This window comes from Caproiciproducens galactitolivorans (genome assembly GCF_029266045.1).
GTDB lineage: Bacteria > Bacillota > Clostridia > Oscillospirales > Acutalibacteraceae > Caproiciproducens > Caproiciproducens galactitolivorans.
In genome coordinates, this window is sequence record NZ_JAJUFJ010000006.1 from 1 (window position 1) to 20,327 (window position 20,327).

The 20,327-nt window shown below is 50.8% G+C and carries 14 protein-coding genes; 3 read left to right on the forward strand and 11 right to left on the reverse strand.

The genetic code is table 11. From position 1 onward, the window contains the following. Window positions 1-144: 144 nt before the first annotated feature. From P9B68_RS05805 to P9B68_RS05850, 10 genes are all read right to left on the reverse strand, one after another. The gene (locus P9B68_RS05805; RefSeq protein ID WP_277668653.1) at window positions 145-1,203 is read right to left on the reverse strand and encodes a LacI family DNA-binding transcriptional regulator; all 1,059 of its coding nucleotides are present in this window, start codon (window positions 1,201-1,203) and stop codon (window positions 145-147) included. Window positions 1,204-1,607: 404 nt separating this feature from the next. Then, window positions 1,608-2,933, reverse strand: a complete 1,326-nt coding sequence (locus P9B68_RS05810; RefSeq protein WP_277668654.1) for a response regulator — start codon at window positions 2,931-2,933, stop codon at window positions 1,608-1,610. Further along, window positions 2,905-4,740, reverse strand: a complete 1,836-nt coding sequence (locus P9B68_RS05815; protein WP_135658497.1) for a sensor histidine kinase — start codon at window positions 4,738-4,740, stop codon at window positions 2,905-2,907. The genes P9B68_RS05810 and P9B68_RS05815 overlap by 29 nt, the downstream gene beginning before the upstream one ends. A 276-nt stretch (window positions 4,741-5,016) precedes the next feature. Continuing rightward, window positions 5,017-6,360 carry an ABC transporter substrate-binding protein gene (locus P9B68_RS05820; protein WP_135658499.1) on the reverse strand — a complete coding sequence of 448 codons (1,344 nt, stop codon included), beginning with the start codon at window positions 6,358-6,360 and terminating at the stop codon, window positions 5,017-5,019. Window positions 6,361-6,401: 41 nt separating this feature from the next. Continuing rightward, window positions 6,402-7,250, reverse strand: a complete 849-nt coding sequence (locus P9B68_RS05825; protein ID WP_135658501.1) for a carbohydrate ABC transporter permease — start codon at window positions 7,248-7,250, stop codon at window positions 6,402-6,404. Beyond that, entirely contained in the window at window positions 7,247-8,185 is a 939-nt protein-coding gene (locus P9B68_RS05830) for a carbohydrate ABC transporter permease (protein WP_135658503.1), read from the reverse strand. The genes P9B68_RS05825 and P9B68_RS05830 overlap by 4 nt, the downstream gene beginning before the upstream one ends. A 163-nt stretch (window positions 8,186-8,348) precedes the next feature. Further along, window positions 8,349-8,984, reverse strand: coding sequence for a bifunctional 4-hydroxy-2-oxoglutarate aldolase/2-dehydro-3-deoxy-phosphogluconate aldolase (gene eda, locus P9B68_RS05835; RefSeq protein ID WP_135658505.1), 636 nt, complete (start codon window positions 8,982-8,984; stop codon window positions 8,349-8,351). Continuing rightward, window positions 8,981-9,946, reverse strand: a complete 966-nt coding sequence (locus tag P9B68_RS05840; protein WP_135658507.1) for a sugar kinase — start codon at window positions 9,944-9,946, stop codon at window positions 8,981-8,983. Before P9B68_RS05840 ends, eda begins: the two co-directional genes overlap by 4 nt. Window positions 9,947-9,984: 38 nt before the next feature. Continuing rightward, entirely contained in the window at window positions 9,985-11,469 is a 1,485-nt protein-coding gene (locus tag P9B68_RS05845; RefSeq protein WP_277668655.1) for a UxaA family hydrolase, read from the reverse strand. 2 nt (window positions 11,470-11,471) lie between these two features. Then, window positions 11,472-12,941 (reverse strand): tagaturonate reductase, encoded by a 1,470-nt coding sequence (locus P9B68_RS05850; protein WP_277668656.1) that lies wholly within the window; start codon window positions 12,939-12,941, stop codon window positions 11,472-11,474. Between the two features lie 211 nt (window positions 12,942-13,152). Between P9B68_RS05850 and P9B68_RS05855 the strand changes: the two genes are divergently transcribed. From P9B68_RS05855 to P9B68_RS05865, 3 genes are all read left to right on the forward strand, one after another. Continuing rightward, the gene (locus tag P9B68_RS05855) at window positions 13,153-14,160 is read left to right on the forward strand and encodes a LacI family DNA-binding transcriptional regulator (RefSeq protein ID WP_135658513.1); all 1,008 of its coding nucleotides are present in this window, start codon (window positions 13,153-13,155) and stop codon (window positions 14,158-14,160) included. After that, window positions 14,157-15,551, forward strand: a complete 1,395-nt coding sequence (uxaC, locus tag P9B68_RS05860; RefSeq protein ID WP_135658515.1) for a glucuronate isomerase — start codon at window positions 14,157-14,159, stop codon at window positions 15,549-15,551. Before P9B68_RS05855 ends, uxaC begins: the two co-directional genes overlap by 4 nt. Before the next feature lie 64 nt (window positions 15,552-15,615). Next, window positions 15,616-17,190, forward strand: coding sequence for a glycoside hydrolase family 43 protein (locus P9B68_RS05865; RefSeq protein WP_277668657.1), 1,575 nt, complete (start codon window positions 15,616-15,618; stop codon window positions 17,188-17,190). Window positions 17,191-17,350: 160 nt separating this feature from the next. On the opposite strand, the gene P9B68_RS05870 is transcribed toward P9B68_RS05865, so the two are convergent. Further along, entirely contained in the window at window positions 17,351-19,936 is a 2,586-nt protein-coding gene (locus P9B68_RS05870; protein ID WP_277668658.1) for a glycosyl hydrolase family 28 protein, read from the reverse strand. Window positions 19,937-20,327 lie beyond the last annotated feature (391 nt).

A 20,327-nucleotide genomic window follows, 5' to 3' on the forward strand; every position in this document is an offset into this window, starting at 1 on the left:
ATCGTATGGTTTTCCGGCAGCGGGGTGTCCGCCATCTTTTGCAGAAGCTCGCTGCAGTCATAGCCCTTTAAAATCTGGCCGTACTGAAAAAAACGTTCACTCTGAACAGGATAAATCGTCATAATGAAATTCCTTTCCAATGCGTTATTGAAAATTCCCCCGTCGAGGGGGATGCGGTTCAATATTTTCTCTGATTTTAATAACGGTGTCCGTAAAGTAATGGGCCTTTTTGGGTTTTGTTCCGTTCACAAAATAGTCGTATAGGATTTTAACGGATTCATACCCCTGCTTGAAGGGCTCCTGACAGATTGTTGCCGCGATCACGTTTTCAAGCACCAGTTCCCGCGTGGCGGGCACGTCGTCGAACGTAAGGACGGTGGGTTTGTTTTCCTGCCCTAGTTCCTTCACCGCGCAGCAGGCCCCGGCAACACCGGCGGCTGTTATATAAACGCAGTTCACCTGTTTGTGCTTTTCCAGCGCGTCGCGTGTGCGGGTATAGGCGGTGCCGTCGTCATCCATGGATTCGACCACATCGGCAACGTGGAACCGGATATTCCGGTCCTTCAGCGCCTGGATGAATCCGTCAATCCGCTGGTTGTGTCCCTGCATTTTCAGCGACCCTGTGATAATTAGGGCTTCCAGCGGCTCGTTTTGGATTAGGGCCAGAAGGCCCGCGGCGGCTCTCCCGCTTTCCGTATAGTTGCACCCCACATAGCAAAGGCGGTTTGTGTTGCTCACATCGGAGTTGACAGATACTACGGGAATCCCCTTTTCAATAAAATTGTTCAGCGTTTCCTGAACCTCGGGGACATCTACTGTTGACACGCAGAGGGCAGATACGTTTTTCTCCGCCAGTTCCTTTATGGCGCGGATGTGCTCGGCCGGATCAAATCCCTTAACCTGCGCGAATTCCAGCGATACGCCGAAATCGTGTAGCTCCCATTCCGCCTGCTTGAAACCGCAAATGACGTCGGAATAAAAGGGGTTGTCAATTGCGGGTAGCATGCAGCCGATTTTCATTGGCTTTTTCAGTCCCGCCAAAACCTTACCCGCCCGGTTGGGCTTGTAATCCATCTCGACGATGAGCTGTTTGATTCTCTGTTCCACTTCTGGCTTTACACCGCCCCGTCCGTTGATCACCCGGTCAACCGTTCCCCGGGAAACCCCCGCTGCGCGGGCAATGTCTTTTATGGTAGCCGACATGTTTTTCCACCCTTTCGTGCACGAGCACATAATGCCGCAAATAAAAATTACTAAATATAATTCTTTTGTGCACGAGCACAACAAACTTTACATATAGTATAGCCCAACGGATTTGAATTGTCAATATTTATAAATTTGTTTTTAAGTATGCTGTTTTTATGTATAAAAAGCGGAGGCGCATAGCGACGTTCCCACCCGCGGCAGGTTGAGCCTTGTCTTTTTTGGGAATCACCGGAAAGGGTTTCCCGCGCAGGAACAATCCGGGACTCTCCCTGCGCTTTGGGGTGGCTAAGTATGCGGAATGTTACCCCAGACTCTGCAAACTTTCAAGTTTTCCATTGATTTGAAGCCTTCCGCTGGAGGAGTACCGCAAACGGCGCGGGAAAACGGCGTACTGTCGTCCCTTATCCTCGTACTGCCGGCGAAGCGGGGGAAAGGAAGCCACCCGAAAGCGGATTTCCCCCTGCCGGTTCGGAATTCTTTTCGTGGAAATTTTTTTGCCTGTATTCGAAGGGTGTCATCCCCGTGCTCTTTTTAAACAGGACGCTGAAATATTGGGAATTGGTGTACCCCACGTATTCCGCAACCATATACACCTTTAAGTCGGTGGATTTCAAAAGCTCCTTTGCTTTTGCGATCCGGATTTTCGTAATATAGTCGATAATATTGATCTGACAGTACTTTTTGAACAAGGAGCTGAGGTAATTGGGAGTCAGGTGCACCTCTTTGGCAATCACGTTCAGCGAAAGCTGCTGGTTCCCGAAATTCTCCTCCACATACTGCTTGATGGTTTTTAAAACCATATACTGCGAGTTCCAGGTATCGGGATGCTCGGAATAATACGAAAGCTTCCGATGGCTGCTGTCCGGATATTCGATATTCTGAAGCAGCGCCTGCGCCGCCTCCTGATACGATTGCGCGATTTTCTCCAGCCCGGTGTAAAAATTCCCGACGCCCGCGCAGATGGAGACGTTCAGCACCTTCTCGATTCCCTGGATCACGGAGAGAATATCTTCTTCCGCGGGCACCGTATCGGCATTTAGAAGCACGTTGAGCTGCTCTTTCAGAATAAACCCGTAACCCTTGCGGTTTTCATTTTTAATGCAGTCGACAAACAGGCTGCCGTACTGCTCGCACAGCTCTTCGTTTTTCCAGAAAACAGCGCCTGTTTCATTTTGCCCGGCGGTAATCTGGAAGCAGATAATCTGGAAACCGGGACTAGTAAAGTCCAGCTTGGCTTGGCGCATCAGCTGCCGGATTTTCCACTCGTCATACGGCTGCTGCACCAGCACTTGAAAAAAGTGGTTTTTTAGAAGCTGGGAGCTTCTTTGAAGAATATCCCGGTTGTATTTTACTTTATCGTATTCCGAAGCCGCCCTTTTCACCGCTGCCAGGATCATATCGTTGTTCTCGTACTTCATGACATAATCGCACACTTTAAAGCTCAGCGCTTTTTTGGCGTATTCAAAATCGTTGTATGCGGTGAGCAATACGATTTTTATATTGGGGTAAAGATGGTAAATCGCTTCCGAAAGCTGAATTCCGTCCATAAACGGCATTTTGATGTCTGTCAGTACGATCTGCGGAAGCGCGGTTTCCAGCATTGCCATGCATTCCCTTCCGTTGGAAGCCGTCCCGACCACCTCGATCCCGTTGCCGCGCCAATCAATATTTTTTTCAATACCAGTTCTAAGGATTTCGTCATCGTCCACAATCAATAGCCTGTGCATTGTCTTCCACCTCCGATATCCATGGTATTTTAATCGTTACCTGTGTGTAAACGTCAACCGCGCTTTCAATTTCCAGCGACGCGCTGCTTCCGAAGTACAGCTTCAGGCGCTGGCTTACATTCCGGATTCCAAAGTTTTTAAAGCTTTCCTTCCCGTCCCCGGCCAGAGACCGCCTCAGCGAGGAAAGCTGCTCCGGGGTCATGCCAACCCCGTCGTCGTAAATTTGAAAGACGGCGGTTTCCCCTTCCTTCCTTCCAGTCAAGATGATGGTGCCCTTTCCTTCCTTTGCTTTGATTCCATGGTAAACGGCGTTTTCGATAATGGGCTGGAGCGTAAGCTTGAGGATTTTCGCGGATAAAAGGTCCTCGTCGATTTCAATATTGTAGTCAAAATCCTTGTTGTACCGCATTTGCAGGATGCTCAGGTAGTGTTCCACATGCTCGGCTTCTTCCCAGACGGTTATGATTTCGCGTCCGTCGCTAATGCCGATGCGGTAGAAGTTTTCCAGCGCCGCGCACATTTTCCCCGCCTGCTCCATATCCCCCAATGCCACTAGATGCCGGATGGAAGCCAGCGTGTTGTAGAGGAAATGCGGTTTTATCTGGGCTTGCAGCGCCAAAAGCTCGACTTTTGATTTTTGAATCTGTTCCTGCTTTACCTGTTCCAGCAAATTGTTCACCGACTGCCTTAAGCTGGACAGCCCCGCCGCAAGCGTCCCGATTTCATTTTCGGACGGGAAACCGTCAAACAGGTCGACTTGGTCGTCCCCGTTTTCAAAACGCTTCACCCGGCTGGACAATGCGGTGATCGGCTTGGCAATGCTTTCCGCAAACAAATTGCACAATACGGTATAAATACAGATGATAAACAGGATGATCAGCATCAGCACATAACGGAATTTGCTGAAAATGGCCACGTAGTCCCTTTCGGGCGCCACCGCTGCGATCATCCAGCCGTTTGTTTCCAGCTTACGGTAGGATACGGACAGCAAATGGTTTTTTGTGCCTACACATTCAAACGAGCCGCTGCGCGATTTTTTTGCCTGGAGGGCACGCAGATCCTGTGCCTTCAGCCGATATTCAGCACCGCTGTTTTGGGGCATCATAAAGCCGTCGTTGCTGACTAGCATGAGATAGCCGTGCTCGCTGATTTTTGCGTTTTCAATCGCGCGAAGGAAATAGGACGGCTTTAAATTGAACACGACAACGGCTTTCTTTTCCGTATGCTCGTTCCCGATATTCCGTATGACGGACAGGACGTTTTCCCCGTCCGGCGTTTTGAATACCTCGTCCTTATGCAGGTTCCGCCAGTAATAGCCGTAAGGGGAGCCTTTGTAGGTTTCAAACCATTTTTTCATGTCCAGCGAATTGTCGGCCGGGGACAGATCCTTGTACACCTGTACGAGCGTGCCGCCATTCGTGCGGAAATACAAGGAATGGATTACTTCGTTATACGTGTAATAAATGTTGTCCATATAGCGGTAGCAGGCAATAATATCGTTGAATTTATTGCTTTTTGAAGCCTCATCGTAATTGTCGATAATCAGGTTGCCCGCGGGTGTGCTGTCGCAGAATTTGGATAGCTGGCTGAATATGGTAAAAAGCTTGTCGTCCAGAATGCTGGCCGTATGAAAAAGCGTGCTTTCAATCTGGTAGGCCGCGTTGCTTTTCACCTGAACCAGTTCAAATATGTAGGAGCAGATTCCGATCGTAATTAAAATGACGACGGTAACGGGTAAAAACAGGACGATCATTTGGCGCTTCAACGGTTTCCGCGACACGAATTCCGATATTTTTTTCAGAAACAAATTCGTCCCTCTTTTCCAAAAAAATTCCGGTCGATAACGTTGGACGAACCCTCCGCGCAGACACCTTTTCCGGCTTGGCGGAGGAAAAATTTACACATTCTGTTTATAAAATAGTATAACATATTTTTGCATTTCAAAAAACGAATTGGGAAAAGCGGACCGTCCTTTTTCATGCCCTGCATGCAAATCCCCGGAAGTAGAAAGGAAGGCTGTATATGGTGAAAAAGGGACGGGCTGCCGCCCCTCCCTTTTTCATATGGTTTGTTATGAAATAAATTATCCGTTCAGCGGCGCCAGATAATTCGAGCGTGCTTTTTCCAAAAGCTGTGCCCACTGGTCAAGCATGTCTTTTGCAGACATCTGCTTGGTCATAACCTTCTGAATGGAAGATTCCATCTGGCTCTGAACATTGGCGTATGCAGGCATGTAGTATGGAGTGTCGTTGAATTTAACGTCGTTGGAGTTCAAAAGATCAACGCCGACCTTCATATACTGGGTATCCTTAAAGAAGCTGTTTTGGGCGGCTTTCTTGTTGGCCGGAATTTCGCCGTAAAGCTTGCAATATTCCGTATTTACTTCTTCGCTCAAATACAGCGTGATAACCTTCCACACGGCGTCCTTGTTCTTTGAAGAGGAGGACATAGACAAGCCCAGCGGCATAAGTCCCGGATGGAGCACATAGCCCTTTTCGCTCTTCGGGAAACGGGCTGCCTGGAATTTGGACGTATCGTTGTTGAACGCTTTCGCCATGGATGCGCCGGAACCCAGATTGTGAACCACGATACCGGCTTTGTCCGACTGGAACGCGTTGGCAAGCTCTGTCCAGCCCTTTGTAAGGTCGTCCTGCGCGGTATCGACGTTATAGCAGCCGAGGTACTTGTTCAAAAATTCGACATGCTTCGGGTCATTGATCGTCGCCTTACCGTCCGGTGTGAAATAGTGGTCAATACCGGAGTAGGAGTACATCAGCATCTCCAGGGTGTTGGCGCTGCCGCCGCCGCCGCGGATAGCAAGCCCGTAACGGGATTTGCTCTTGTCGGTCATTTTATGTACAGCCGAGAAAAAGTCGGGCCAGGTTTCCGGCGTTTTCATGCCGGCTTCCTTCAGCCAGTCCGGACGGACCCACATGTTCCAAGTCTGCGAGCTGTAAGGCAGAGCGTAAAGGCCCTTGCCGCGGGGATCATACGTTTTGTTCGCTTTGATCAGCTCTTCGTTGATTTCGCCCTTGTCCTTCCATTTTTCAAAGTAGGGAGTAAGGTCCTGATAATAGCCGTTTGTCACAAGCGCGGGGCGGAAATCGTTCGTAATGTCCGGCGCGGTTCCCGCCTGGATGGCTACGTCCAGCTTCTGGCGGTAATCCTGCAGGTTGCCCGGAACGCCGAGGAATTCCAGCTGGATGTCCGGATAGGTTTCGGACACTTTTTTGGTGAAATAGTCGAAGAACTTTTGCCTGTCCGCAGAAACGGAAGCGCCCCAGAAGGTAACGACCGTCTTGCCGGATGTTTTCTGCTGGCCTTCCGCGCCGCTCGACGTGGAAGCCTGCTGACCGTTGCCACAGCCGGTAACTACCGTGCTAAATAGCATGGTAGCTGCCAGAATGGCAGAAATTGCCTTTTTCATAAAATACTCCTCCAATTAAAAATTATATTTTTGATTCAGCACTAGCCCTTTACGGCGCCAGAGCTCAATCCGGAGATCAAGTGTTTCTGAATGAACGCGAAGAGGATTACCGGCGGGATCAGCGCAATGATGCTTCCCGCGGCCAGCGCCGGGTAATTGACGCTGTACTGCCCGATCATAAATTTAAGGCCGACCGGGATGGTGTACTTGGCATTAGTTTGAATCATTGTAAAACCGACGACAAATTCGTTCCAGCAGCCGATAAACGCAAACGCGCTGACCGCCACAATGCCGGGAAGGAGCATCGGAATCAGGATTTTAAACATGATTGTGGCGCGGCCCGCCCCGTCAATGCTTGCCGCCTCGTCGATTTCCTTTGGAATCCCGTTGACAAAGCTGCGCATTAAAAGGGTGTTGAACGGCGTTTGCAGTACGATATTGAAAACGATCAACGCCCATGGGGTGTCGATCAGGTGCATGTTTTTAAAAACGGAAAACAGCGGGATGATGAATAGAATAACCGGCATCATCTGTGTGCCCAGCAAAAACATGGTAAAAAACTTCTTTCCCTTAAAGCGGTACCGGCTTAGCGAGTAAGCGTTGCAAATGCAGAAAATGATAATGAAAACAACCGATATGCCGGAAACCATCAGGCTGTTCAGGAAATAGGTTCCGAAATGGCTTTCCTGCCACACATAGCTGTAATTTTCAAAATTCAGCGCGTTCGGCAGATACCGTACCGTTGGGGACAAAAATTCCTGCTGCGTCTTAAAGGAAGTCGACAGCGCCCACAGGAACGGGATCAGGACGCAGGTTAAAATAATCGCAATGGGGATGTAAAGCAGGAAAGTCCGGGCCAGAATGTTTTTTATGCGGATTTTCTTCTTCATGCGTCCTCACCTCCGTAACCGCTGATTTTTATGTATAGTGCGGCAAACAGCATCAGGAAAAGGAAGGAGACGACGCCGATTGCCGAGCCGTAGCCGTAATTGCCCTGTATAATCGCCGTCTTCATCATGTAAATCGGCAGCGTCGTGGTTTGATCCATCGGTCCGCCGTTCGTCATGGTGAAGATCATATCAATCGAGTTGAATTCCCAGATCGCGCGGAGCAGGGTGGCAAAGATGATGCTTTCCTTTAAGAATGGCAAAGTAATATAAATCAAATTCCTTACCGCGCCGCAGCCGTCAATCGCGCTGGATTCATAAATATCTTCGGGAATGCTTTGCAGAGAAGCAAGGAGCGTGATGGCAAAGAACGGAATGCCCCTCCACAGTTCCGCTACGATAATTGCCGCGAAAAACGTGCGGTTATCCGCCAGCCAGGCGATGTGCCCCTTCAGAATGCCCATCCGGATAAGAAGGTCGTTAAACAAACCGCTGTTCTGGTCATACATCAGCGACCACAGCATGGTGATTAAAACACCCGAAACGGCCCACGGAACCAGCGATATGGCTCTTACGACCCCGCGGCCGCGGAATTTCGCGTTGAGGATTAGTGCGACAATCAGACCCAGCAGAAGCTGAAACACCACCTGCAGCAGAACCCATTTGAAAGTGATTCCAATGGATGAAAAAAAGAGGGGATCGTCTGTGAACAGTTTGACAAAATTGGAAATTCCGGCAAACCCGTCCATAAACGGATTGGTAAGGTCATAATTCTGGAAGCTGAGATAGAAAACGCGGAAAATCGGATAAACCATAACAAGCAGAATGAGTATTGCCGTCGGCGCGATAAGCAGATAAGGGAAAACTTTATCGCTTATCCTTCGCCCGCGTTTTTCTACAGGCGGTTTGGTGGCCAGCACCCCTGGGCTACTTTTCATAGAAGTTCCTCCTAAACAAAGTTGATAGATTCTTTTGGTTTATGTCTTTGTTTTTATCATTATAGTAAAATTTGTAAGCCCTTCCAATAAGGATTTTTCTATTGTTTTGTTTGTTTTTTTACGATCACGATTTTTAAATTCCTGCGGATTTTTTTCTGAACGCTTAAAAAGCTCTCTTAGCTCTGGCTTTTGCCTTTGCCGCCAAAACTTCTATTTGCATAAAGTTGCCGTTTTCCAGCAGCTTGCCGGGGACAATCCAGCTTCCGCCGCAGCAAAGGACATTCGGAAGCGCAAGGTAGCTTTGCAGATTCTCCTCGCTGATTCCGCCGGTCGGCATAAACCACATTTCCGGGTAGGGGCCGGACAGCGCTTTCAGCATTCTTACGCCGCCGATCACTTCCGCCGGAAACAGCTTGACGGCTTTCAGCCCTTTGCGGATGCAGAACTCAATTTCGGAGGGGGTAGCGCAGCCCGGGATGACCTCAACCGCATGCGCAAGGCACCAGTCGATGACGCCGGGATTGCTTCCCGGGCTAATGATTGCCTTCGCCCCGGCCGCGACGGCCTGCTTCGCCTGCGCTTCGGTAAGGATCGTTCCGGCGCACACGCAGATATCCGGCACTTCTTCTGCTATCCGGCGGATGGCGTCCGCAGCCTGTTCGGTGCGGAATGTGATTTCCGCCGCGGGGATACCGCCCTTTTGTAGTGCCCTTGCCATATCGGCGGCTTTTGCCGCGTCCTGGATTTTCACAACTGGGACAATTCCAATTTCGTAAAGCTTGTCAAATAGGGTTTTCATTTTCCGCCTCCTGTCTTTTTCAACGCGTGGGTTCGCATGAACGCGTTCAGCTTCACGCGGGTGGGGAGCCCCTCGTTGTCCCCCTCGCTCTGAAGCTGCATGGTTCCGATCGCGTTCCCGCGAAGGACGGCATCTATGAGCGAAAGGCCTTCGTTGACCGCGCTCAGAATCCCCGCAGCGAATCCGTCCCCTGCGCCGACCGTATCGACAATCCGCTCTTCCTGGTAAGTGGGGCATGTAAAGCTCTCCTTCCCGTTTGCCGCATACGCGCCGTCCTTCCCGATTTTCACAATGACGTTTTTTACCCCTCTGGAAAGGTAATACTCTGCAATCGCCTCGGGGCTGCTGCTTTGCATCATGATTTCGGCTTCTTTTACGCCGGGGAGAAAATAATCCGACTGTTCAGCAATGCGGTTCATAATGGAAACCATTGTTTCGCGGTTCGGCCAAAGCTGCGGGCGGATATTCGGGTCAAAGGAAATCATCGTCCGGTTTTCCTTCGCCTTTTGGATCAGGTAAAAAGAAGCGTCGCGCGCCGTTTCCGAAAGCGCAGGGAGAATGCCCGTTATATGTAAAATCCCATACTTTGAAAAATCGATTTTATCAATGTCCTCCCGGCTGATGGTAGAGGCTGCCGAGTTTTTCCGGAAGTAAAAAATATCCGGGTCGCCTTTTTTCGCCTTGCCTTTCAGCATAAATCCGGTTGGCCTGTCGTCCGTCCAGGAAAGAAGGTCCGTTGCAATCGCATTTTCTTCCATGAGGCGCACAATCCGTTTTCCAAGGGGGTCGTTGCCGAGCTTTGTCAGGTATCCGACTTCATGCCCCAGCCTGGAAAGCCCCACCGCAACATTGAATTCCGCCCCGGCAACCGCGGCGGAAAAAGTAGAAACTGCTTCCAAGGGCCCTTCTTCCTTTGCAATAAACAAGCCCATCGGTTCCCCTGCCAGCATGATTTTCTTCATTCCATAACCTCCACATTCCGCTTTTTAAAAGCGTTATTTCACAGCGTAACGCCGTCTTTGAAAATGGCCAGCTCCCGCTTGTCAAGAGCTTCGGATTTGGTCCGAACCGTCCCTGCGGCTATGGATAGGACGAGCTCGAAAAGCTCCTGCGACAGCGCGGGAAGGGATTCCCCCGAAAGCAGCCTGCCCGCGTCGAAGTCAATCCAATGGCTCTTGTGGGCGGCCAGCGCGGAATTGCTCGCTATTTTCACCGTCGGGACCGGGCAGCCGAAGGGTGTGCCGCGTCCGGTTGTAAACAGAATCAAATTTGCGCCGCTGGCGGCTAGCGCACAGGCGGCGACAAGGTCGTTGCCCGGACCCTGCAGCAGATTCAGCCCGTGCCGTTCCACGCGCTCCCCGTAGTCCAGAACATCCTCCACCGGCGCGGAACCCGCTTTCTGCACACAGCCGAGCGATTTGTCCTCTAGCGTGGTGATGCCGCCCGCTTTATTTCCGGGCGACGGGTTTTCGTCCACCTTTTGGCCGTAACGCTTAAAATAGCTTTTAAAACCGTTAATTAAAGAAACGGTCTTTTCAAAGACTTCCTCATTGCGGCAGCGCTGCATCAGAATCTGCTCCGCGCCGAACATTTCCGGCACCTCGGTGAGAAGCGTCGTTCCTCCCTGCGAAACGAGAAGGTCGGAAAAAGCCCCGGTCACGGCATTGGCGGTAATGCCGGAGAATCCGTCCGAACCGCCGCATTTTAACCCTACTACCAACTCGTTCGCGCCGAAAGGCTCCCGCCGGAATTCCCGCGCGTAGCGGCAAAGCTCCCCGACCAGCTTCGTACCGGCCTCCACCTCGTCCACGCAGTCTTGGCAGATTAGAAATTTTACGCGGTCCGCGTTGTAATTGCCGAGAACCTTTTTCATTTCGGCAATGCTGTTATTTTCACAGCCCAAGCCCAGCACCAGCACGCCGGCGGCGTTCGGATGGTTGATCAGGCCGCATAGGATTTTCTGCGTATTGCGCTGGTCGTCCCCGAGCTGCGAGCATCCGTAGGGATGGCTGTAGCTGAAGATTCCGTCGATTTCGGGGGAAAGGAATTTTTGCACGTGATCCTCAATTTGCTTTGCCACGGCGTTCACGCAGCCGACCGTCGGGATAATCCATACCTCGTTGCGGATGCCAACCCGCCCGTTCTCCCGACGGTAGCCCAAAAAGGGAGCGGCGGGCATTTTCGCCAGCTCTTTAAAATCAGGCTGATATCGGTATTCGAGCAGATTTCCCAGCCGGGATTTCACATTATGGGTATGAACCCATGCCCCTTGCGCAATGGGTACCGAAGCCGAGCCGATCGGGAACCTGTATTTGATAACGGGGGCTCCCTGCGGAATTTCCGCCAGCGCGATCTTATGCCCCGCAGGGATGGTTTCTGACGCGGCAATTTTGAAACCGCTGGCGAAGACGCAGTCCCCTTTTTTCAATTCATGCAGAGCCACCGCGACGTTGTCGTCCTTGTGGATACGGATACTGTCTTCCATCGTTACCCCTCACTCGAAAGAACGTGTTCCATGGCCTTTGCCATGCCTTTTTCCAGTATGTCGGAAAGATAGCCGCAGACCATTTCCTCAAACCGGTTGTACTCTGTAAGGTTTTCCCCCCAGAAGGATGTTTCGGACGCGAACGCCCGCACAAATTCATTTACCGGTTTCCTGCTATTGCACCGGAAGAAATTTAATACGCTTTCGTCGTCGTGGATTTCATAGCTTTCCCCGTTTCGGCGGCCGATCAGCGCGTGCTCTTTCCACTCGTCCGATTGGTAGAATGCCATTAGGGCGGCGAACGAAAAGGTCAGGAGATTCGGCGGTTTCCCCGCTGCCCGGTATTGATCTTTAAAGGTCGGCAGGATGCGGGCTTTCCACTTGGAAACGGAGTTGAGGGAAATAGAAAGGAGCGCGTGGTCCACAAACGGATTGTCGAACCGCTCAAATACGGACTGGGCGAAAGCGACTGCTTCCTCGTGGGGGAGCTTTACCGTCGGTACAATTTCCTCAAGCACAACCTGTTCCATAAATTTGCGGATCAGCGGGTCGTGCATGCACTCGCGGACAATGTTCCTGCCCATTAAATAACCGGCCAGAACCGTTGCGGTGTGGGCGCCGTTTAATATCCGCACCTTCCGCTCGCGGTAGGGTTTTTGGTTTTCTGTAAAGACAACCGGCAGCCCGGCCTTCGGAAAGGGTAGGCGTTCTGAAATGTCCTTCGGGCCTTCAATCACCCACAGTCCGAAGGGCTCCGCCGTATCCAGCAGCTCGTCTTGGTAGCCGAGCTTTTCACAGATTTGTTCCGCTTCACCCTTCGGATAGCCGGTAACAATGCGATCCACCAGCGTGGAACAGAACACGCAGGAGTTTTGAAGCCAGTCTTTAAATTCCGGCTTCAGTTCCCACTGCGCCGCATATTGTAAAACGCATTCCTTCAGTTTCCCGCCGTTGTTTTCAATCAGCTCCACCGGCAGGATAACCAGCCCTTTTTCCGCGGAGCCCGAAAAAGCATGGAAACGCTCGTACAGGAACCGGGTCAGCTTTCCGGGATAGGAAGACTGCGGCGCCATGTCGAACCGATCCGACGGGTCATAGGCGATGCCGGCTTCCGTTGTGTTGGACACGACGAATTCCAGGGAATCCAGGCGCGCCAGTTCCAGAAAGGACGCGAAATCCTCATAGCAGTCCACGCAGCGTGAAATACTGGTGATCACGCGGTTTTCAACATAGGCTTCCCCGTTCTTCCTGCCGCGCAGCGACACGGTGTAAAGATTTTTCTGCTTTTGAAACCGCTCCAGGCTGCCGAACGGAATCGGCTTTACAACTGCGATATTCCCGTTGAAAACACCCGACGCATTGGCAACGTCCGTCATATAGTCGACAAACGCCCTTAAAAAATTTCCTTCTCCGAATTGAACGATTTTGATCGGGCGCTCGACCGGTTGGTACAGTTCTTCTATTCTTTTCAAAAGATTTCCCCCTTTAATAGTTTCTCGCGAGGATGAAATGGGCTTTCGGCTAATTGTAAGTGCTTACAATTTTTCATTGTATCATTCGTTTTGAAAAAGTCAACAACTTTCTAAATTTTTATTTTTTTTGCGTAATTTTTCCGAAAACAATTGTATATTTCAAAAAATCCATTATAATATATTTGAAAGTGCTTACAACGGAGAGATGAATATGAATATTTATGATATCGCAAAGCGCAGCGGCGTTTCCATTGCGACGGTGTCGCGCGTGTTGAACGGCGGGAAAAATGTCAGCGCCAAAACCAAGGAAAAGGTTCTGGCGGTTATGAAGGAAGAAGGCTATACGCCGAATATTTTCGCGCGCGGCCTTGGGCTAAATTCCATAAAAATGGTTGGTATCCTGTGTACGGACGTTTCCGACATCTATTATGCAAAGGCGGTGTCCCTTGTGGAAAGCTGCCTGCGCGCGCACGGGCTGGACGTTTTGCTTTGCTGCACCGGGAACCAGCTTGAAAATAAGAAGAAATACCTGAAGCTCCTTCTTCAGAAAAGGGTGGACGCCGTGGTCCTCATCGGCTCCGCATTTAAGGAAGATACAGACAACTCCCATATTGAGGAGGCCGCAAAGCAGGTTCCCGTCGTGATTATCAACGGGCTTGTGGATTTGCCCGGGGTGATCTGCGTGCTGTGCGATGATAAAAATGCCATGATGAAAAATACCAGCCTGCTCCACAGCTGCGGCTGCGAACGAATTCTGTACCTGTACGACATCCTTACCTACAGCGGAAGGCAGAAATTAAACGGCTTCCGCGAGGGGTGCCTGGCTTTTGGCTGCGAACATCCGGAAAATTTAACCATAAAGGTTCCTAAAAACATTGAGGGAACCCGGGAGAAGGTACGAAGCCTGCTCCAAGACGGCGTACGCTTTGACGCAGTTATCGCTTCGGAAGATATCATTGCCATTGGGGCCCAAAAAGCGCTGGCGGAACAAAATCTTTCCCTGCCGATCATTGGCTTTAACAACTCCGTTTTTGCGCAGAGCGCCACACCCGCGCTCACCAGCGTGGACAGCATGCTCGACACGCTGTGCCCAACCGCAGTTAATCTTTTGATGGATTTTATACAGGGAAAACCGATTTCCAATCGCGTAATGATTTCTTCCAGACTAGTTGAAAGAGATACTTTTTCAACCGAAACGAGAGGAAATGTTGAAAAATGAAAGCTTTTATGGATAAAGATTTTTTATTATCGAACGAAACAGCAAAAACCTTGTTTCACGAATATGCGGAACAAATGCCGATCATCGATTACCATTGCCATATACCCCCGCAGGAGATTGCGCAGGACCGTAAATTTCACAATATTACCGAGGTCTGGCTTGGGGGCGACCATTATAAATGGCGGATGATCCGCTCGAACGGCATCGACGAGGAGAAAATAACCGGTTCCGCTTCGGATCGGGAAAAATTCCAAATGTTTGCCGAGGCTTTGCCCAAGGCGATCGGCAACCCGCTTTATCACTGGACGCACCTTGAGCTGCAGCGCTATTTCGGCTACCATGGCGAGCTCAACGGCGAGACTGCCGAAACCGTATGGAATTTATGCAACGAAAAGCTGAAAAGCCTCAGCGTGCGGAAAATTATTGAATCCTCCCGCGTGGAGACCATCGTTACAACGGACGATCCGGCGGACGACCTGCGCTGGCACAAGGCCATCCGCGAAGACGCTTCCTGCAAAGTGAAGGTCCTTCCGGCGTGGCGGCCGGACAAAATTATGAACATTGGAAAACCGGATTTTGCGGAATATGTAAAAGTGCTGTCTGAAGCTTCGAATACGGAAATCCGCAGCATGGACGACGTTTATTCCGCTCTTTCCGGCCGGCTTGCCTTTTTCCACAGCATGGGCTGCCGCGCGAGCGACCATGGGCTGGATGCCATTCTATACCGCCCGGCCGAAGGGGAAAGGGTGCAGGAGATTTTTGAAAGGGGTTTAGCCGGGGAACCGCTTTCACAGGAGGAAATCGATTCGTATAAATATGCCGTCCTGTCTTTTCTTGCCCGCGAATACGCAAAGCGCGGCTGGGTGATGCAACTGCATTACGGCGCGCTGCGTGACGCGAACACCCCGATGTATAAAAAGATGGGGCCGGATACCGGTTTTGACTGTATCGGAGCTTCCGGAGACGCGAAACAGATTGCCGCCTTCCTGAACGATTTGAACTCCTCTAATACGCTTCCGAAAACGGTTCTGTATTCCCTGAATCCAAACGACAACGCCATGCTGGACACTATCATCGGATGTTTTCAGGGAACCGAGGCCGCCGGAAAAATCCAGCACGGCGCGGCGTGGTGGTTCAACGATACCAAGCATGGAATGGAAGCGCAGATGATAAGCCTTGCCAGCCTTTCCCTTCTGGGGAATTTTATCGGAATGCTTACCGATTCGCGCAGTTTCCTTTCCTATACCCGCCACGAGTACTTCCGCCGCATCCTCTGCAATTTAATCGGCGGCTGGGTGGAAAACGGGGAAGTGCCCTGCAATCTTCCTGCCCTTGGGAAGCTGGTGCAGGATATCTCCTACAATAACGTAAAAAAGTACTTCGGCTTTTAAATTTAAAAATACCACGGGGGTTGCTGGTTGCGGCAAAACCCCCTGTTCATAAGGAGCAATCGGCGTGAAAAAGATTAAAAACCCCATCCTGCGCGGATTTTATCCAGACCCTTCCATTCTGCGGGTGGGAAGCGACTACTACCTTGCCACTTCCACTTTTGAATGGTTCCCGGGCGTCACACTACTGCATTCCCGCGACCTTGAAAACTGGGAGACCATCGAGCCGCCCCTTTCGGACGATTCCGTTCTGGATTTGAGAGGAATCGATACCTCCTGCGGCATATGGGCGCCCAACCTGTCTTACAGCAACGGCATTTATTACCTTCTTTACACAATCGTCTATACCGACCGGTCCCGCTTTAAGGACACGCACAATTTCCTCATTACCGCGTCCGATATCCACGGCCCGTGGTCAAAGCCGGTCTATTTAAACTGTTCCGGGTTTGACCCGTCCCTGTTTCACGACGATGACGGGAAAATGTGGCTGGTCAATATGACGATTGACCAGCGCGCCTACCGGAAGCGTTTCGGCGGCGTCGTGCTGCAGGAATACAGCCACGAAAAAAGGGGGTTGACCGGGCCGGTTTATAAAGTGTTCGAAGGAACGCAGCTCGGAAAAACGGAAGGCCCCAACCTATATAAGCATAACGGCTTTTATTATTTGCTCTGCGCGGAGGGCGGCACGGAATTCGGGCACTGCTGTACGGTTGCGCGCAGCAAAACCATCTTCGGGCCTTATGAAGTGCACCCGCAGAACCCGATTTTGTCCTCCAAGGGAGCGGAAAATTACCCCATCCAGCGCGCCGGGCACGGTTCGTTGGTGGAAACAGAGGACCACCGGTGGCTTATGTTCCATCTGTGTTCGCGCCCGCTGGACGGTTACAGCATACTGGGGCGTGAAACGGCGGTTCAAAATATCGAATGGACAAACGACGGCTGGTTCTATATTCCCGGAGCGGAAAACAAGCTCCCGCTTACGGAATTTAAGGTTCCCGACCTGCCCGTCTTTTCGGTGCAGGATCCGCCCGTGCGGGAGGACTTCGACGGCCCTAAACTGCCGCGCGCGTTTTTAACGCTCCGCGAGTCTGCCCAAAGCTGCGGCATCAGCCTTACGGAGCGGAAGGGCTATGTGCGGATCCGCGGTGGGAATTCCCTTTGCTCAAAGTATCGGCAGGGGCTGCTTGCCCGCCGGTTGCAAAGCCTGCATTGCACAATCGGCACCAGCGTGGAATTTACGCCGCGCAGTTTTCACCATATGGCCGGTTTGGTATGCTATTATAATTACGACAACTATCATTACGCCAAAATCAGCTATGACGAAACCGCGGGCAAAAGCGTTTCCATAACGTCGGTGGATAACCGGACGATAACGGAAACCGAGCCGGTTCCCGTTCCGGAGGACGGCCCCGTCTATCTCCGGGCAGCGATCGACGGTGCGGCCCTCCAGTTTTCTTACTCCGTTGACGGCGAACAGTATCAAAAGCTGGGGCCTGTCCTCAACATGCGGGTCCTTTCGGATGAACATGTAGACGGAAACGGCTTCACCGGAGCTATGGTCGGAATCTGCTGCCAGGATTTACGCGGCGACGGCGTTTTTTCCGATTTTGACTGGTTCGATTACCAGCAGGCGGATTCATGATTCGTATAGAAGTTAGCCAAAGCAAAAGGGCCGGAAGCCGATATCTCGGCTTTCCGGTCCTTTTGCTGTAATTTGCCCCGGCTTTTGCGGGGGAGGGGCAAAAACATCTATTTTATCTAAGAAGAACGCAGGATAAAATTTGGAAACCTTTCCAAAAAGGTTATGCAATATTCACGATACATTGGAGCGCCGCCCTTTGGGACGGGAGCGTACAATAAACGCCGCTACTCGTTTTTGTGGTTCCAATTGCTTTTACCGTAACAAAATAATCGTTTCCTCTTTTTACAATACTGGAGATGCTCAGGACATTTCCGTTCCCAACCGTAAAGACCGGATTCAGATCCGGATTTTCCGCCGTGAATTTCATAACGTAGGATTTGCCGCTGTTCAGGGCAAACGGAGCGTTTGTGTCGGAGTAAATCCCGTTCAGGCGGCCTGTTGCGGTAAAGGAAGTGGTTTCACCGTTGGCGGCTGTGGTTGTAATAACAGCCGTACCGGGACCTACATTCGTAATTTTGTAAAGGTAACCGCCGTCAACTTTTTTTTCAAAGATAACCGAAACGGCGGACGGATTGGAGGAAACCGCGGTTGGCACCTGCGGGTTGTCTGTTTTCACAAGATAGAAATAGGTTTTATTCGCCTTGAACGAATACCGCTTGGTTGTATCGCTTTTCAGCACGCGGGGCGCCTTGGTTTCTTTTGGAGTCCCGGAAGCCGGGCCGGTTTCCCGGTAAGACGTGCCGCCGTGCTTTTTTGAATGATTATGTTTTGCTTTTTTATTGCTGTCTTTGTTCTTGTCCTTATCGTCCGGAGTTCTTTCTTCGTTTTCGTTGGTAATGAGAATGTTATTGCAATGGGTAAGGTTTTCCGCCGCCCATGGATCCTTGACGCCTTCAAAAATTACATTCTCAAAGCTGCTGTCTTCCAGATAGTCGATTTTTGGCGCTCTGGTATTTTTAAACCGGATGTTTTTAAAGTGAAGGTTGTAACAGGCCTTAAACTCGATTCCGGCGGCCTTAACATCCTCTTCGTTGTGGCTTCCATCAACGATAATCCCGTGGGTGGTTGCGCCGTTTACCGAACAGTTGTAAATATCGAAATTGCGGAATACGGGCCAGCCGATCTTTTGGATTTCGCCCGGATAATTGGTCGTGAAAATGAATGGGCAGCCGTCCATCTGATAGCCAATGGTATTTCCGTCCACCTTGCCATGCACCAGATTGGTCAGGTTCCGCATAGCAGTATCGCGGAAAACCACATGGTTTACGCCGCCGCCGGAGCCCGGCTTCGACTTGCAGCGCAGGCCGTCGCTGGTTCCCACCAGGATATTGTCTTCTGCCATAACATTGTCGATATCACGGGTTGTCCCGCTGCCGAACGCCACGCCGCCGTGGCCGCGCGCAATGTAGTTATTGAATATCCATGCGCTTCCGGAAAGCGGGTCGTTTCCGCTTCCCGCGTTCATGACGATATTATCGTCGCCCGAATTTACCACGTTATTCAACGCGGTGAAGCCCTGGAAGCGCGCAACATTGATGCAGTCGCCGTTATTGATGTTGAAGGACTGCGTAATCAGGCCGTTTACAACGTAATTGTCTACATAGGACATGCCCAGAACGGAGTTGCTGGGGTTTTTCAGCGTAAGGCCGTTGCCGACGTAAATATTGCTGACCTGGCGGCCCTCCACCAGCTGGGACCTTGTTCCGTAAGCGGTTTTTGGGTCCATTCCAAGATCAATTGCCATTTTATACTGGTTCGCGGCTAAAATGCCGTTTTCCAGAATGGTATCGGGATTGCTGGTTTTGGACTGGATCATATCGCCTTTGCTGTACTCCACGTCGGGCGACGAGTCCTCCAGCTTCCAGCCCTGCCCGTCGATTACGCCTTTGCCGACAAGCCGGACATTCGCAACGCGCTTTTTGGCGCTGCTGCCGAAGCTGATGAACGGGTCGAATTTTTTCGGGAATTTTGCTTTTTTATCGCCTTTATCCATTTTCTCCTTTGCGTCCAGATAGTTCTGTCCGCCGCAGTCCATGGGATCGGTGGAAGAAATCAGCGTTCCGTCCACGCGGAAGGTCATATCTTCGTGAAGCTTCAGGGAACCGGAAAGGAATTTCCCCCCTTCGGGTAGCAATACCGTCCCGCCCTTGGGGCAGTCGTCAATCGCTTTCTGAATCGCGGCGGTGCAGACTGTTTTCCCGGTCTTGTCCGCGTTGTAGCCCGCGGAAGTTACGTCGATTACAGTTGGCTTTTCCAAGGTGGTCGCGTCCGTTGTGTACTTTCCGCCCAGATCCTTTTCCTTTCCGTCCTTCATGACCGCTTTGACCGTAAACGTATAATCCGTTTTCGGGCTTAACCCGGTCACCATGTAATTGTGGAAGTTGATTCGGGTCGCGTCGGTGTTCTCTTTATCCTGATAGAACCGGTCGAAGAAAACCTGCGCGGGTGAATTTTTGTTTTTGCTCGCTCTTCCAATTTTTTTGCCGTTCGCATATACGGAATAATCCTGGATATCCGCGTAATTTTCCGGCTTGCTCCACACCAAAGTCAAGCTTTGATCGTCAACGGACAGCGGGATCACGCTGAGGCCGTCGCTTACACGCGATTCCATGATCGGGCCGGAATCCTCCCGCCTGCCGGAGTCCTTCGAGTCCTTTACTTCCGCGAAGGCGTCCGTTTGGACGGCGGGAGCCGCACTCAATGCCATGGCTGCTGCTAAAATGAGTGCCAAAACCTTTTTTCCCATTCATATCCTCCTCAATTTATTCAGTTTATACAAAAGTATAATTTGAAAGCACGCGTCAGTAAATTTGTTTTTTTATCATAATTGTTTGTTTTTCTTGTTTTTTATCTTGATTTTTATTCCAAATAGACAATTTTAAACTGTGGGCGCCGCGGAATGAAGCGCTTTCTCCTTAGGCAAGGCAAAAAACAAAGCCGTCTAAAGGGATCATAATAAAACAAACTGGAATCGTAAATTTGCTTATTTAAATTAAAATTTTAAACTTTATACTGGATTTTAGAGTATTTTTCCATTTGTTTACCAAATATTAGGAAGAAAATGGTAAAAAACCCCACGACGACCGGCGGCTTTTTTGCCGTCTCCCTTAGGAGGTGAGAGGGAGGCTTCTTTATTT